At 69.6% G+C, this 14,077-nt stretch carries 13 protein-coding genes; 11 read left to right on the forward strand and 2 right to left on the reverse strand.

Translation table 11 applies throughout. The features are described 5' to 3' along the window. Window positions 1-26 precede the first annotated feature (26 nt). From IPP98_04910 to IPP98_04945, 8 genes are all read left to right on the forward strand, one after another. Window positions 27-497 carry an FKBP-type peptidyl-prolyl cis-trans isomerase gene (locus IPP98_04910; protein MBL0178453.1) on the forward strand — a complete coding sequence of 157 codons (471 nt, stop codon included), beginning with the start codon at window positions 27-29 and terminating at the stop codon, window positions 495-497. Window positions 498-501: 4 nt separating this feature from the next. Then, window positions 502-1,998, forward strand: a complete 1,497-nt coding sequence (locus tag IPP98_04915; protein MBL0178454.1) for a dicarboxylate/amino acid:cation symporter — start codon at window positions 502-504, stop codon at window positions 1,996-1,998. 116 nt (window positions 1,999-2,114) lie between these two features. Continuing rightward, entirely contained in the window at window positions 2,115-2,426 is a 312-nt protein-coding gene (locus tag IPP98_04920; GenBank protein ID MBL0178455.1) for a hypothetical protein, read from the forward strand. Window positions 2,427-2,489: 63 nt separating this feature from the next. Then, window positions 2,490-3,833 (forward strand): TolC family protein, encoded by a 1,344-nt coding sequence (locus IPP98_04925; GenBank protein MBL0178456.1) that lies wholly within the window; start codon window positions 2,490-2,492, stop codon window positions 3,831-3,833. 5 nt (window positions 3,834-3,838) lie between these two features. After that, window positions 3,839-4,852 (forward strand): efflux RND transporter periplasmic adaptor subunit, encoded by a 1,014-nt coding sequence (locus IPP98_04930; protein ID MBL0178457.1) that lies wholly within the window; start codon window positions 3,839-3,841, stop codon window positions 4,850-4,852. Then, a complete protein-coding gene (locus tag IPP98_04935; GenBank protein ID MBL0178458.1) occupies window positions 4,852-8,013 on the forward strand; it encodes an efflux RND transporter permease subunit in 3,162 nt (1,053 codons plus the stop codon). The genes IPP98_04930 and IPP98_04935 overlap by 1 nt, the downstream gene beginning before the upstream one ends. Next, window positions 8,010-8,300: a hypothetical protein gene (locus tag IPP98_04940; protein MBL0178459.1), complete on the forward strand. Its 291-nt coding sequence runs from the start codon at window positions 8,010-8,012 to the stop codon at window positions 8,298-8,300. The genes IPP98_04935 and IPP98_04940 overlap by 4 nt, the downstream gene beginning before the upstream one ends. Window positions 8,301-8,329: 29 nt before the next feature. Next, window positions 8,330-8,530, forward strand: coding sequence for a DUF2892 domain-containing protein (locus IPP98_04945; protein MBL0178460.1), 201 nt, complete (start codon window positions 8,330-8,332; stop codon window positions 8,528-8,530). A gap of 90 nt (window positions 8,531-8,620) precedes the next feature. Here the strand turns inward: IPP98_04945 and IPP98_04950 are convergent, their stop codons facing one another. Then, window positions 8,621-9,892 carry a beta-lactamase family protein gene (locus IPP98_04950; GenBank protein ID MBL0178461.1) on the reverse strand — a complete coding sequence of 424 codons (1,272 nt, stop codon included), beginning with the start codon at window positions 9,890-9,892 and terminating at the stop codon, window positions 8,621-8,623. Then, window positions 9,892-10,407: a DinB family protein gene (locus IPP98_04955; protein ID MBL0178462.1), complete on the reverse strand. Its 516-nt coding sequence runs from the start codon at window positions 10,405-10,407 to the stop codon at window positions 9,892-9,894. The genes IPP98_04950 and IPP98_04955 overlap by 1 nt, the downstream gene beginning before the upstream one ends. Window positions 10,408-10,611: 204 nt before the next feature. Between IPP98_04955 and IPP98_04960 the strand changes: the two genes are divergently transcribed. Genes IPP98_04960 through IPP98_04970 form a run of 3 tightly spaced genes read left to right on the forward strand, consistent with a single transcriptional unit; the run spans window position 10,612 to window position 14,073 of the window. Next, entirely contained in the window at window positions 10,612-12,345 is a 1,734-nt protein-coding gene (locus IPP98_04960) for a DUF885 family protein (GenBank protein ID MBL0178463.1), read from the forward strand. 4 nt (window positions 12,346-12,349) lie between these two features. Further along, window positions 12,350-13,405, forward strand: coding sequence for a DUF2157 domain-containing protein (locus IPP98_04965; protein ID MBL0178464.1), 1,056 nt, complete (start codon window positions 12,350-12,352; stop codon window positions 13,403-13,405). Further along, entirely contained in the window at window positions 13,402-14,073 is a 672-nt protein-coding gene (locus IPP98_04970; GenBank protein MBL0178465.1) for a hypothetical protein, read from the forward strand. Before IPP98_04965 ends, IPP98_04970 begins: the two co-directional genes overlap by 4 nt. Window positions 14,074-14,077: the final 4 nt, after the last annotated feature.

The following is a 14,077-nucleotide window of genomic DNA, read 5'->3' on the forward strand; positions in this document are numbered from 1 at the left end:
TACTTCCTCACGTGAGGTTTCCCCTGATGTTCCGTACCCTCCGCCTTCCGGCGCTGCTGCTCGCCGCCGTGACGGCCTGTTCCTCCACTGACTCCCCCATTCGGGATGCCCAAGTGATCGAAACCACGACCTTCGCCCCTGCGCTCGGTGTCAATCTCGCCGCGTCCACCAAGCTCCCGAGCGGGATGTACATCCGCGACATCACCGTCGGCACCGGCGCCGATGTGGTCGTGGGGCAGAACGTCTCGATGCGGTACACGGGCACGTTCAACAATGGCACCCAATTCGATGCCAACACGAGCGGGACGCCGTTCTCGTTTCGTCTGGGCTCGGGGCAGGTGATCGCGGGATGGGATCAGGGGATTGTCGGCATGAAGGTCGGCGGCGTCCGGCAGTTGATCATTCCTTCCGCACTCGGCTACGGCCGGTCCGACTATGGCCCGATTCCGGGTGGGTCGATCCTGGTGTTCTCGGTGACGGTGGTCTCGGTCCCGTGATCGCATGAATCCGGCGCTGCAGGTCTTTCTCGCCTTCGTCGTCGGACTCGGTGCCGGCATCGTGGTGCCGAGCGAGGGCGTGCTGCGTGCGGTGGAGCCGTTGGGCACCTTGTGGATCAACGCGCTCCGCATGCCGATCCTGCCGCTGATCGTGATGCTGACGATCGCCGGAATCGCCAAGGCGCGTGACACGCGCGAGGCGGGGGTGCTCACCGGCCGTGCGATGGTCACGTTCCTGCTGCTGCTGGTCACCTTCACCGCGATCATGACCGCGCTGGCGCCGCTGCTCCTGACGGGGCTGCCGCTCGATCCGGCGGCAACCGCCGCGCTGCGTGCCTCCGCCAGTGCCGACGCGGTGAGTGCCGGCGCGCAGTTGACGGTCTCGGGGTGGCTGCTCTCGCTGGTGCCGACCAATCCGATCAAGGCGGCGGCCGATGGAGCACTGCTGCCGCTGGTGGTCTTCGCGCTGTTGTACGGGCTCGCGCTGACGCGCCTCCCGGAGGATGTCCGGCGCCGGCAGGGTGATGGCGCGCAGGGGATCGCCGACGTGCTGATCGTGATCATCCGCTGGGTGCTGCTGGTGGCCCCGATCGGTGTCTTCGCGTTGGCATACGGCCTGGGCGCCAAGGTGGGCGCGCCGGCCGCTGCGGCGGTCGCACGCTATCTCGTGGTGACGTCGCTCGCGATCTGCGTGGGAGGCGTGGTGCTCACCGCGATGACGCTGGCGATCGGGCGGGTGGCGCCGAAGGCCTTCGGCGCGGCGCTCGGGCCGGCGCTGGTCATCGCCTTCTCCTCACGCTCCTCGCTGGCGGCGCTGCCGGTGCTGATCACCGGTGTGCGTCAGCACCTGCGACTCCCCGAACCGGTGATCGGCGTGGTGATGCCGCTGGCGGCGTCGCTCTTCAAGTTCAACGCGGCGATTACCTGGGCCCTCGGCGCGGTCTTCGTGGGCGCACTCTACGGGGTCGAGCTGCACGCTGCCCAGCTGGTGACCTTCGGCGTCGGCACCGTGCTGCTCTCGCTCACCACGCCGGGTATTCCAAGTGGCGGCTTCCTGGTGCAGGCGCCGCTCTATCTCGCGGTCGGATTCCCGGCCGAGGGGCTCGGCATCCTGATCGCGATCGACCTGATCCCCGACCTCTTCAAGACGGCGATCAACGTGACGGGGTATGCGAGTGCGGCGGTGATCGTGGCGCGGGGAGCGAGGCGGGGTGAGCCCCACCCGCGGGGCCCCCCCCCCCCCCCCCCCCCCCGGCCCCCCCCCCCCCCCCCCGGGCCCCCCCGGGGCGGCGGGGGGGCCGGCCCCCCCCCCCCCCCCCCCCCCCCCCCCCCCCCCCCCCCCCCCCCCCCCCCCCCCCCCCCCCCCCCCCCCCCCCCCCCCCCCCCCCCGGCCCCCCCCCCCCCCCCGCCGCCCCCCCCCCCCCCCCCGGGGGGGGGGGCGCGGCACCGGCGAAGCCCGCCACCGACACGGCGATCACGACCTGGAACACGCGCGGCCTGATCATCCGCTTTCCCCGCTCGGTCTCCCCCGATTCGATCACCTACGACACCCGCGTTGCCGATGCCTTTTCCGGCTTCGAGTGGCGCCTGATCCTGATCACTGATCAGCGCCCCTACATGGCGGCGCTGGTGATCACGCCGAGCGACTCGCTCACCCTGCAGCATGTGCCGACGATCGCGGAGGCCTACCGCGTCGGCGACCTGCGCAGTTGCGATCGGACCACCGGCAATCTGGTGCTGCGTTGCAATCGGCTGGCGCAGGGGCTGGTACGGGACGTGGAGGGCCAGCTCGAGATCGCGATCGTCGACACCCGCTGGCTGCAGGCTTTGATGGCGTCGCGGACGGCGCGGGTCCACCTGCTGGTGAAGGTGGCGAAGGAGACGGTATGGGAGGAGGAGCGCCCAGTCAGGTGGGTGAGCGGGCCGTAGGGACGACGGCGAACGGGAGATCGGTGGCTTGACAATATTCCCATATGGTCATATAGTAGAGGTATGCCCAAGCGTCTTCTGCTCCCCATGCTCCTCCTGGTCGGCGTTGCCCCCCTGTCGGGGCAGGCGCTGACGCTCAGCGAGGCCCTGCGGCGTGCCGATTCCGCCGCCTTTCCGAACCGAATGGCCCGCGCCGCCTCGGCGGCCGCGTCGGCCCGCGCCGCTGGCGCCGACCAGGGCGTCCTGCCCGGCCTTCGGGCCGAGCTCGGCGCGGTGCGGACCTCCGACCCGCTCGGCGCCTTTGGCTTCCTCCTCCGGCAGCGCGGCGTCACACCGCAGGCGTTTGACCCCGCCGGACTGAACCGACCCTCGGCACGCACTGACATCGGCGCCGCGATGGTGGCGGAGGTCCCGCTGCTCAACCTCGACGCCTGGGCCGGACGCCGGGCGGCCCGCGCCGCGGCCGACGCCGAATCGGCTCGCGAGCAGTGGGCCGCGACCGGCGTCGAGCTCGACGTCATTCGCAGCTATTTCGGCGCGGTCCTGGCGCGAGAGCAGGCGCGGGTCCTCGCCGCTGCGGACCTTGCCGGGCAGGCGCACGTCCGCCGCGCCGAGAACGCCCTGGCCAATGGCCTGGTGACCAGGTCGGATCTGCTGCTGGCGCAGGTGCGGCTCGGCGACATCGCCACCCAACGGCTGCGGGCCGACGCGGATGCTCTTCTGGCCCGGCAACAGCTCGCCCTGGTGCTCGGCACGCCCAACGACACCGCTGGCGCGTTGCCCTCCCGGATTCCCGGCGTGGCCACCCGAGAGATCGCCGGCGCGGGAACACGGGCAGACCTGAGTGCCATTGCGGCGATGGTGAACGCCGCCACTCAGGAAGCGGATCGGCGGAGCCTGGCGCTGCTGCCGCGCGTGAACGGCTTCGGCCGATACGAATGGCACGACGCCTCGTCGCCGCTGGCCGGCAAGCCGATGTGGACCGTCGGGGTGATGGCGACCTGGGCGCCGTTCAGCGGGGGGGCCGAATTGGCGGCGCGCCGCGAAGCACGCGCCAACCAGGCGGCCGCGCAGGCCGGGTTGGCAGCAGCGCAGGGGGCGGCCGCGCTGGAGCTCGCCTCGGCGGAAAGCGGTGTGCGAGTGGCCGAGCAGGCCTTGGCAATCGCGATGCGCGGGACGGCGCAGGCGGCCGAGGCGCACCGGATCGTCGTCCGCAAGTACGACGGCGGGCTGGCCACGGTGGCGGAACTGCTCGATGCCCAGGCAACCGACCTCGGCGCGCAGCTTGGCGAGGCCAAGGCGCGTCATGACCTGATTGTGGCGATCGCCACGGTCGCGCGACTGCGCGGCGGCGATCTCAGCATGTTGGCGCAGGCGCTCGACGCGTCGGCCACGAACCCGGAGTGACACCCATGCGCGGACACTGGATGATCGGCCTTCCCCTCGTGCTGGCAGCCTGCGGCGGCGACGCCTCACCGGCGAAGACAGCGACGCGCGCCACTGACGGCGTTGCGATGGCAGTCGTCGACACGATGATTGTCGGCACGACGGAGGCGACCGGGCTCGCGTCCCCGATGGAGAGCAGCACACTCTCGACTCGCTTGATGGCGAGCGTGGTGGACGTGCTGGTGCTCGAAGGGGCAAAGGTCCAGCAGGGGCAGGTGCTGGTCCGGCTGGACCTTCGCGACCTTGCCGCGAAGCGCCAGCAGGCGCAGGCCGGGCTGGCCGACGTCGAGGCGCAGCGGCAACTCGCCCTGGTGAGCGCCACGCGCCTGCGCGCCATGTATGCCGACAGCGCCGCGCCGAAGGCGTCACTCGACGCCGCCGAAGCGGGACTGGCACGAGCCGAGGCGGGCGTTCGGGCCGCGAAGGCGGCATTGGCGGAACTCGACGCCGTGGCGTCCTACGGTGAGATCCGTGCGCCGTTCGCGGGCGTGGTGTCGCGACGGTTCGTCGATCCCGGCGCCTTCGTGGCCCCTGGGGCGCCGATGCTGACGGTCGATCGACTCGGCGACCTGCGGATCTCGGTGACGGTGCCGGTGGCTGGAGTGGCTGGGCTGACCCCCGGCCGGACCGTGATCGCGGTGATCGAGGGCGACACCGCGACGGCGAAGATCGAGGGCGTCGCGCGCGAGAGCGGAGGCACGTATGCGGTCAACGCGGTGGTGCGCAACGCCGACGGGCGCTTCCGTGGCGGCAGTTCGGCGGCGCTCAGGCTTCCGGGCACCGAACGGCGCGCGCTGTTGATTCCGACGGCCGCGCTCCGGCAGGAAGGTGATCTGCACTCGGTGCTCCGACGCACGGCGCAGGGCGACCTGATGACGGTGGTGCGCGTCGGTACCGCGATCGGTGATCGGACCGAGGTGCTCGGCGGTCTCACGGCGGCAGACAGCGTCGTGGTCCCTGCCGTCGCCGGGAGGCCGTGATGGGCATCGCCGGCAAGATTGCCGCATCGTGGCTGCACTCGAAGCTCACCCCGTTGGTGACGATCGCGTCGCTGGCGGTGGGCGCGCTGGCCATCGTCGCGACACCGCGTGAGGAAGAGCCGCAGATCTCTGTCCCGATGATCGACGTGATGGCGCAGCTCCCTGGCGCCGGACCGAATGAGGTCGAGCAGACCATCCTCCGGCCGATCGAGCGCCGGATGCGCGAGATCGCCGGCGTGGAGCACGTCTATGGCGTCGCCGGCGACGGCTGGGCGATGGCGACCGTCCGCTTTGCGGTGGGCGAGCCGCAGGACCTGAGCGTCGCCAAGGTGCACGCCAAGTTGATGGCCGCGATGGGCGACATGCCGCCCGGCGCGTCGCCGCCGCTGGTGACACCCCACTCGATCGATGACGTCCCGATCCTCGCGCTGACGCTGCACGGCGGTGGGCTCGACGCCGAGGGATTGCGTCAGATCGCCGTGCATCTCGAGGACGAACTGCGCACGCTCCCGGATGTGGCGCGGACCTTCACGGTGGGTGGATCGCCGCGCCAGCTGCGAGTGACGCTCGATCCGGCGCGACTCACCGCGGCGGGTGTGTCGCCGGGCGAGGTGGTGCAGGCGCTGCGCGGCGCGACGGCGCGGATGCAGGCGGGTGAATTGACGACGTCGCAGGGTGTCCTGCTGGTGGAGGTCGGCGCCCCGATCACGACGGCGGCCGACGCGGCGCAGGTGATCGTGGCATCGCGCCAGGGTCGCCCGATTCCGCTTGGCGCGGTCGCAACGGTCAGTGAGGGGCCAGCCGAGGCCACCCGACAGGTGTCGTATGCCGACTCGCTCGGCACGGCACCGGCGGTGACGATCGCGCTGGCCAAGCGGCCCGGCGCCAATGCCACGGCGGTGACGCACGCCGCGCTCGCGCGGGTCGAGGCGGCCAAGGGACGGATCATCCCGGCGAATGTCTCCGTGGTGGTGACCCGTGACTACGGCGAGACCGCTGGGGAAAAGGCCTCGGAGCTGATTCTCCACCTGGTCCTCGCCACGCTGTCGGTGACGGTGCTGATCGGCTTCTTCCTGGGATGGCGCGAGGCGCTGGTCGTGCTGGTGGCCGTTCCGGTCACGCTCGCGCTGACGCTCTTCGTCTATTACCTGCTCGGCTACACGCTGAATCGGATCACGCTCTTCGCGCTGATCTTCTCGATCGGCATCCTGGTCGACGATGCGATCGTGGTGGTCGAGAACATCTACCGCCACCTCGCGATGGGCGGGAAGGACGCTGACGTGGCCGCAGTGGAGGGCGTGGACGAGGTCGGCAACCCGACGATCCTGGCGACCTTCACGGTGATCGCGGCGATCCTGCCGATGGCCTTCGTGTCGGGGATGATGGGGCCGTACATGCGGCCGATCCCGATCGGTGCCTCGGCGGCGATGCTCGCCTCGCTCGGCGTGGCGTTCGTGATCACGCCGTGGCTGGCGATCCGGCTGCTCAAGGGGCATGTGAAGCCGAGTGGTCACGCCGAGGCCGAGTCGGCGGCGATCGCCAACGGGCGCTACTCGCGACTCATGCGCGGCCTGATCGAGAACGCGTCGCGTCGACGGCTGGTCTACCTCGGCACCGTCGGCTTGTTGCTCGCCTCGATGGCGCTGCTGGCCGTGCGGCTGGTGCAGGTGAAGATGTTGCCGTTCGACAACAAGTCGGAGTTCCAGGTGGTGCTCGACTTCCCCGAGGGGACGCCGCTGGAGACCTCGACGGCCGCCGTCGACGAGATCGCGGCGGTCCTGCGCACGGTCCCGGAGGTGGTGAGCACCCAGACGTATGCCGGCACGGCCGCGCCGTTCAACTTCAACGGCCTGGTCCGGCACTACTTCCTGCGGCAGGGAACGCACGTGGCGGACGTGCAGGTCAACCTGCTGCCGAAGGGGGAGCGCAGCCGGCAGAGTCACGAGATCGCGGTCGCGGTCCGTCCGCTGGTGGTGGAGATCGCCACCCGGTATGGCGCGCGCGCGAAGATCGCCGAGATCCCGCCGGGGCCACCGGTGATGAGCACGCTGGTCGCCGAGGTGTATGGCCCCGATGACGCCACGCGCCTCGCCGCCGCCGAGCGCGTGCGGCAGGTGATGGAGGCGACGCCGGGCGTGGTCGATGTGGACTGGAGCGTCGAGGCGCCGCAACACCGGCTCTCGTTGCGGGTCGACCGCGCGCGGGCTGGCGCCGCTGGCGTCGCCGTCGAGCAGATCACCTCCGTGCTGGCGCTTGGCCTCTCCGGCATGCCGGTCGGCCTGGCGTCGCAGCCGAGTGCGCGCGAGCCGGTGATGATCGTGCCACGATTGGCCACGGCCGATCGACAGGACCTCTCCGCGTTGCTCGCCCTGCCGGTGGCCACACCGACGGGACCGCTGCCACTCGGCCGATTCGTCACCGTCGATTCGCTCACGCGGACCTCGGCTCGGCAGTCGCGCAACCTGCGGCCGCTGATCTACATCACCGCGGACGTGGCCGACGTGGTCGAGTCGCCGGTCTATGCGATCCTCGCCATGAACGCGGCGCTCGATACCGTCCGCGTGAATGGTCAGGCGATCGCGCGGTACAACGCGGTCCAACCGGATCAGCTCGACGAGCTCGCGCTCAAGTGGGACGGCGAGTGGCAGGTGACCATCGAAGTGTTCCGCGACCTCGGGCTCGCCTTCGCGGTGGTGCTGCTGCTGATCTACCTGCTGGTGGTGGGGTGGTTCCAGTCGTACACGATCCCGCTGGTGATCATGGCGCCGATTCCGCTCACGCTCATCGGCATTCTCCCCGGGCACGCCATCACGGGCGCCTTCTTCACGGCGACGTCGATGATCGGCATGATCGCCCTGGCCGGCATCATCGTCCGGAACTCGATCCTGCTGGTGGACTTCATCCAGCTGGCGGAGGCGCGTGGCGAATCGCTGGAACGGGCCGTGATCGAGGCCGGCGCGGTGCGCTTCCGGCCGATCGCGCTGACCGCTGCCGCCGTCGTGATCGGCGGGATCGTGATGGTGCTCGATCCGATCTTCCAGGGGCTGGCCGTGGCGCTGATGTTCGGGGCGGTTGCCGCGACGGCCTTGACAATGGTGTTGGTGCCGCTGTTGTACTGGGAATTGATGCGCCGCCGTGAGCGGCAGGAGTCGTCGTCATGAAGCTCGTGCTCTTCCTCTACCTGGGTCCCGATCCGGAGCGGTTGCACGCCCTGGTCGAGGGACTCGGCCTGCCGGGTCACACCGACCTTGGCGAGGTGCACGGCGCCGGCCGTACCGGCCGGCACGAAGGCACCCGGGCATTCCCTGGCGGTGGCTCCGCGATGTTCAGCGTCGTGGAGAGCGCACAGGTGCCGGTGGTGATGGCCGCCGCCGCCGCCGCGTCGGCGGCACTGCCGCCAGGCGAACGGCTGCATGCCTTCGTGCTGCCGGTCGAACAAACGCTCTGATCACCACCTGCCCCCGGAGGGGAGTCCTCATGTGTCCTGATGGCATCATCCGCCGCTTCGCCGGCCTGTTCGTCCTGCTCTCGTTGGCGCTCGCCCATTGGGTGAACCCGGCGTGGTACTACTTCACCGCGTTCGTTGGCGTGAACCTGGTGCAATCGAGCTTCACGGGATTCTGCCCGCTGGAGAAGATCCTGGGCGCGGCGGGGGTGTTGGGGTGCAGGAAGGGGTGATCGAGGTAGGGGCGACGCATGCGTCGCCCCCACACAATGCGATATCCCGGCGCGACGCCAGCCGCGGCCGTCACGCTGTTCGCCGATCGCTTACCTGCCGACAATCGCCGCGTAGATGAGCGCCCGAATCCGCTGGTGGTCATCGACGCCACCAGTGTCGTTGAGGTTGGTCATGTAGGTGACGACCATATCCTCCTGCGGGTCGACCCAGTAGGTCGAGTGGTAGGCGCCGCCCCAGCCGTATTCGCCGATCGAGCCGGGAAGGCCGGAGGTACCGAGGTTCTGCTTGATCGAGAAGCCGAGGCCGAAGCCGTCGGAGCCGTAGAGGGTGCCGGCATGGTTGACGGTCATCAGCTTGACGGTGGTCGGCGAGAGGATGCGCGTGCCGAGCAGCTCACCGCCGTTCAGCATCATCTGCAGGAATCGGGCATAGTCGCCCGCCGTCGAGGTGATGCCGGCGCCGCCGGAGAAGGCGATCCGCGGCCCGTCGACGTAGGCGCCCTGGCCCGTCATCGCGCCCGGTGTGGGCGAAGGCTCGAGCTTGCCGTTCACGGCGGTGTACACGGTGGCGAAGCGGCCGCGGTTGGCGGGGTCGACGTAAAACGCGGTGCTGGTCATCCGGAGCGGCACGAAGAGCCGGGCCTTCAGGAAGTCGGCAAGAGTCTGGCCGGAGACTGCCTCGATCACGGCGCCGAGGATGTCGGTGTTGTAGCCGTAGACAAATGCCGTGCCGGGCTGGGCATCCATCGGGAGCGCGGCCATCCGCTTGACCACCGCCGCGACGGTTTCGTTGCGGTCGGCGAAGTACCACCCCTGGATTCCTGCGGCCTTCCACTGGTCGCTGGCCGGGCCGTAGCCGTACCCGATCCCGGCGGTGTGGGTAAGGAGGTCGCGGAGGGTGATGCGCCGCTTGGCGGGGACCACGTCGTAGCCGCCACCGCTCTTCGCGACGGCGACCGTGGTCTTCTCCCATTCCGGGAGGTAGCGGGAGAGCGGTTGATCGATCAGCAGCTTCCCTTCCTCCTGCAGCATCATGATGCCGACGCTCACCAGCGCCTTGGTTTGCGAGGCAATCCGGAAGATCGCGTCCGGGCGCATGCTGTCCTTTGTCTCGCGGTCGCGCATCCCGAACGCATGCTCGTAGACGACCTGACCATGCCGCTGGACGCGCAGTACGCCGCCGGCGAGGGCACCCTGCGCCACGTAGTCGTCGAGCAGGGTGGTGAGATTGCGGAGTCGGGCCCGCGAGGTGCCTTCGACCCTCGGGACGGCTGGTGTCGTTTGCGCAACGAGCGGCGCCTGCAGCGGAGCCGCCACCAACGCGGCGAGCAGCAGCAGGCGGCTGGTGGCGGCGCGGATCATCACTGGCCCCGGCTCGACGGTGGGACCATGCCATTCATCCGCAGGTAGGTGACGATGTTGCCGTAGTGCTCATCGTCGTGTGCCGTGTTGGTGACCAGCGCCCAGAGTTTGCTGTGCTTCTCGCCCCAGATGGTGATCTCCTGATGGATGGCCGCGTCGGTGATCGCATAGGCCTTGGCACAGTAGGCGGTCGACGCCTTGAGCGCCGCCACCAGCGCCGTCTTGGTCGTCGCGGACTTCTCGACGGCGTCCTCCTTCGGCTGCGGATCGCCGAGGACGGCGGCGCAGATCATGTTCTGCGCGCCGGCGACGTGGCCGATCAGCTCGCCGAAGGTCCGCACCCCCGCCACCGGCCGGAAGGCGTACTTCGCCTCGGGCATCTCCTCGGCGGCCGTGGTGATGAAGCCGATGGTCGGCGTCCAGACGTCGCGGACCGTGCCGGCGACATGATTGCCGGACTGTGCGGCGACCGGGGTGGCGGCGAGGAGGAGGAGGAGGAGGAGGGGAAGGCGCATGGGGGGCTCGGGGCAGGATGATGGATGATGGATGATGGATTATGGATGGACCAAGGAAAGGTGTCGCCCCGTTCCCCAAAGGGGAATCCTCGGATTCGGCTTGGCATCCATCATCCATCATCCATCATCCTGCTGTTCGCCTCTTCCCATCCCGCCTCCTCCCCCGCACGTTTGACGCTTCCCTCAGCCTCCGGTCCGGTGCCCATGTTCCGTCGCGTCCTTCCGCTGCTCCTGTTCGCCACGCCACTCGCGGCACAGGCGCGCGATTCGGTCGTTCCTGACGTGCTGGCGTTGGTGGCGCGGCCTCGGAGTGAGGTGGCGCCGGTCCTGGAGCGCTGGTCGACGGACCGGGCGGCGCTGGGGCGGCGCTATGCGGTGGAGTATTCGCCCGAGCGGCGGGAGCGCTTCCGGTCGTTCTATCGGGGCTGGCAGGCGGAGCTGCAACGGTTGCCGTTCGAGAAGCTCTCGCGGCCCGGGCAGGTGGATTTCCTGCTGCTCGACAACAAGCTGCGCTACGAGCTGGCGCTGCTCGACCGCGAGCAGAAGCTCGCCGCCGAGATGGCGCCGCTGCTGCCGTTTGCACCGACGTTGTTCGGGTTGGTCGAGGAGCGGCGGACGTTTGTGCGCCCGGCACCGGCCGATGCGGCCAAGCGGATCACCGCGATGACGACGGCGCTCGAGGCGGCACGGGCGTCGATGGCGACGCCGGCCAACCGACCGACCAAGATCGTCGCGCTGCGAGCGGCCGAAGCGGCGGCCGATCTGCGCGGGCAGTTCCAGGGGTGGCTGCGCTTCTATCAGGGCTACGACGCCGAGATGACCTGGTGGGTCGGTGAGCCGGCGAAGCGCTTTGATGCGGCGCTCGAGGCGTGGCGGAAGTACCTGCGGGAACAACTGGTTGGTGCGCGGGATGGGCAGGACGAACCGATCGTCGGCGATCCGATCGGCGCCGAGGGGCTGGCGGTGGATCTGCAAGCGGAGATGATCGCCTACACGCCGGCGGAGCTGATCGCGATCGCGGAGAAGGAATACGCGTACCTCCTGGGCGAGGCGCAGAAGACGGCGCGCAGCATGGGCTTCGGTGACGACTGGAAGAAGGCCGCCGAGAAGACCAAGAATGACTTTGCCCCGGTTGGCATGCAGACGCTCGCGGTGCGCGACATGGCGTTCGAGGCGATCCAGTACGTCGAGAAGAACAACCTCGTGACGGTGCCGCCGCTGGCGAAGGAGATCTGGCGGATGGAGATGATGTCGCCGGCGGCACAGAAGGTCTCGCCCTTCTTCCTCGGCGGCGAGGTGATCCAGGTATCGTCCCCGACCGACGGAATGACCGACGAGGAGAAGTTGATGGTACTGCGCGCCAACAACCTCCATGGCTCCCGCGCGACGGTGCAGCACGAGCTGATTCCCGGTCACCACCTGCAGGGATTCGCGGCAGCGCGGAACGGGACCAGCCGCGGCATCTTCTCGACGCCGTTCTATGTCGAGGGGTGGTCGCTCTGGTGGGAGCTCTTCCTGTGGGATCGTGGCTTCCCGGTGACGCCCGAGAACCGGATGGGGATGCTCTTCTGGCGGATGCACCGTGCCGCGCGGATCATCTTCTCGCTGAAGTTCCACCTGGGCGAGTGGACGCCGCAGCAGTGCATCGACTTCCTGGTCGATGCCGTCGGCCACGAACGCGCCAGCGCGACCGGCGAGGTCCGGCGCTCCTTCAACGGCAGCTACTCGCCGCTCTATCAGGCCGGCTACCTCCTCGGCGGAATGCAGTTGCGCGCCCTGCACGCCGAATTGGTGACCAGCGGCAAGATGACCGACCGGAGCTTCCACGACGCCGTGCTGGCGGCGGGGCCGATGCCGATCGAGATGGTGCGTGCCCAGCTGGAGCCGGAGCGCGCGCTCACCCGCACGTATCGGAGCGCCTGGCGCTTCGGGGAGTGACCTGATGGCGACGCACAGCGCGCAGCAGCGCGCCGACCGCATCATGGCGTTTCGCGCCGAGCTGTCCGAGCTCGAGGCGGCGGGCGTCGCGACGCTGGATCCGATGATGGCCGCACAGATCCGCGCGCATCACGACGCCGTCCTGACCCGGCTCGCGGCCGAGACGGAGGTCGACCTCTCGCGCGGCGAGGCGCGCCTCTCCGCCGGCATGCGCGCCGCGTCGATTCTCGGCGCCGCGGCACTCTCGGCGGCGTGGGGCTTCTTCGTCGCCGCCACCTGGAACGACATCGGCCGGCCGGCACGGCTGGCGTTGGTCACCATCCCGCCGATTCTCCTCACCATCGGCACCGCCGTGGCGGCGCGCCGTGAGAAGAGCGGCTACGTGGCCTCGATCGTGGCGACGGTCGCGACGATCGCCTTCGGCGTCAACCTCGCGGCACTCGGCGTGCTCTACGATCTGCCGGATTCACGGAATTTGCTGCTGGCGGTGGGCAGCTTCGCGATGATCCTCGCCTACGGCTACGGGCTGGTGCTGCCGTTGCTCGGCGGGATTGTCGGGATCGGCGGCTGGCTCTGGTCGCTGGCGGCGATTCCGCAGGGCCTGTGGTGGGATGGTGCGTATGGCGATTTCGAGCCGCTGGCCTTGCTCGGCCTCGGCGCGATGTTCCTGCCGCGCCTGCTGCGACGCGGTCCGCCCAGCTTCACCACGACATGGCGGGCGTGTGGTGCCGCGGCGGTGATGGTCGCGCTGCTTGCGCTCGGCGAGACCCATAGCGCGTCGCTCTTCGACGGGATGAACAAGGCACTGCTCGAGGGCAGCTACCAACTGCTCGGCGGCGCCAGCTTCGCGGTGATGATCTGGCAGGGACTCGCGCGGGACCGCAGTGAGCTGGTCCGCATGGGGACGATCGGGATGGGGATGCTCCTCTTTCTCCGCTCGGTCGACTGGTTCTGGGACCTCATGCCGAAGTGGCTCTTCTTCCTGTTGGTGGGGGCGTTGGCGTTCGGGACACTGTTGCTGTTGCGGCGGTTGCGCCTCGCGGAACGGAGGCTGTCATGAGAGCGGTCGGATTGGCGGTCGGGCTGGTGGTGGTGCTCAATGCGGTGGTGATTGTGCCCGCTGCCCGTGAGCGGGCCGCTCCAGTCCACCATGTGACGGTGCAGGCCTGCGGCGATCACATCCAGGGCGGCTGGCGCGATGGCGAACTCCCGTTGCTCACGCTGCCGTTGGCGCGTCCTGCGGGCGGTTGGGGCGATGCGATCGACGGCGTGACACTGACGAGCCTTGGCTTCACGGCAGCGCACCTGGCCTTGCTGGGCGACACCACCGCGTCCTTCGGCGAATTGCCGACGCCGCGCGAGGCATGGGTGACCATGCGCCAGCGCGATGACTCCCTCCATGAATACGACGTGGTCGGGGCCGCGACGACCCAACCCGCGGCCGGTGATGGCGTGCTGGTCTTGCGAGGGCTGGTCGGGTTCGACTGGTTCGACCGACCGCTCCCTCCCGGGATGGACTCGTTGCCATCGGCGGCGTACCGCTCGCAGGTCGGCGTCACGATCATCCGGCTGCTCCCGCCGCAACTCGGCCTCGACCGCGCGCAGGCCAACGCGCTCAAGTCGCTCCGGGATGCGACCGGCGCACGATGCCCTCGGACTCTCGCGGTCAGGTTGGCGTTCGGGAGTCGTGGCGCGGTCTGGGTGGAGTCGGTCGGCGCGACGCCCTGATGGC

This window comes from Gemmatimonadota bacterium (assembly GCA_016720805.1).
Lineage (GTDB): Bacteria > Gemmatimonadota > Gemmatimonadetes > Gemmatimonadales > GWC2-71-9 > Palsa-1233.

Coding starts and splice junctions, on each gene's coding strand:
- IPP98_04915 (MBL0178454.1), top strand. CDS start 502: ATGAATCCGGCGCTGCAGGTCTTTCTCGCCTTCGTCGTCGGACTCGGT.
- IPP98_04940 (MBL0178459.1), top strand. CDS start 8,010: ATGAAGCTCGTGCTCTTCCTCTACCTGGGTCCCGATCCGGAGCGGTTG.
- IPP98_04910 (MBL0178453.1), top strand. CDS start 27: ATGTTCCGTACCCTCCGCCTTCCGGCGCTGCTGCTCGCCGCCGTGACG.
- IPP98_04965 (MBL0178464.1), top strand. CDS start 12,350: ATGGCGACGCACAGCGCGCAGCAGCGCGCCGACCGCATCATGGCGTTT.
- IPP98_04930 (MBL0178457.1), top strand. CDS start 3,839: ATGCGCGGACACTGGATGATCGGCCTTCCCCTCGTGCTGGCAGCCTGC.
- IPP98_04920 (MBL0178455.1), top strand. CDS start 2,115: ATGGCGGCGCTGGTGATCACGCCGAGCGACTCGCTCACCCTGCAGCAT.
- IPP98_04960 (MBL0178463.1), top strand. CDS start 10,612: ATGTTCCGTCGCGTCCTTCCGCTGCTCCTGTTCGCCACGCCACTCGCG.
- IPP98_04970 (MBL0178465.1), top strand. CDS start 13,402: ATGAGAGCGGTCGGATTGGCGGTCGGGCTGGTGGTGGTGCTCAATGCG.
- IPP98_04925 (MBL0178456.1), top strand. CDS start 2,490: ATGCCCAAGCGTCTTCTGCTCCCCATGCTCCTCCTGGTCGGCGTTGCC.
- IPP98_04955 (MBL0178462.1), bottom strand. CDS start 10,407: ATGCGCCTTCCCCTCCTCCTCCTCCTCCTCCTCGCCGCCACCCCGGTC.
- IPP98_04935 (MBL0178458.1), top strand. CDS start 4,852: ATGGGCATCGCCGGCAAGATTGCCGCATCGTGGCTGCACTCGAAGCTC.
- IPP98_04945 (MBL0178460.1), top strand. CDS start 8,330: ATGTGTCCTGATGGCATCATCCGCCGCTTCGCCGGCCTGTTCGTCCTG.
- IPP98_04950 (MBL0178461.1), bottom strand. CDS start 9,892: ATGATCCGCGCCGCCACCAGCCGCCTGCTGCTGCTCGCCGCGTTGGTG.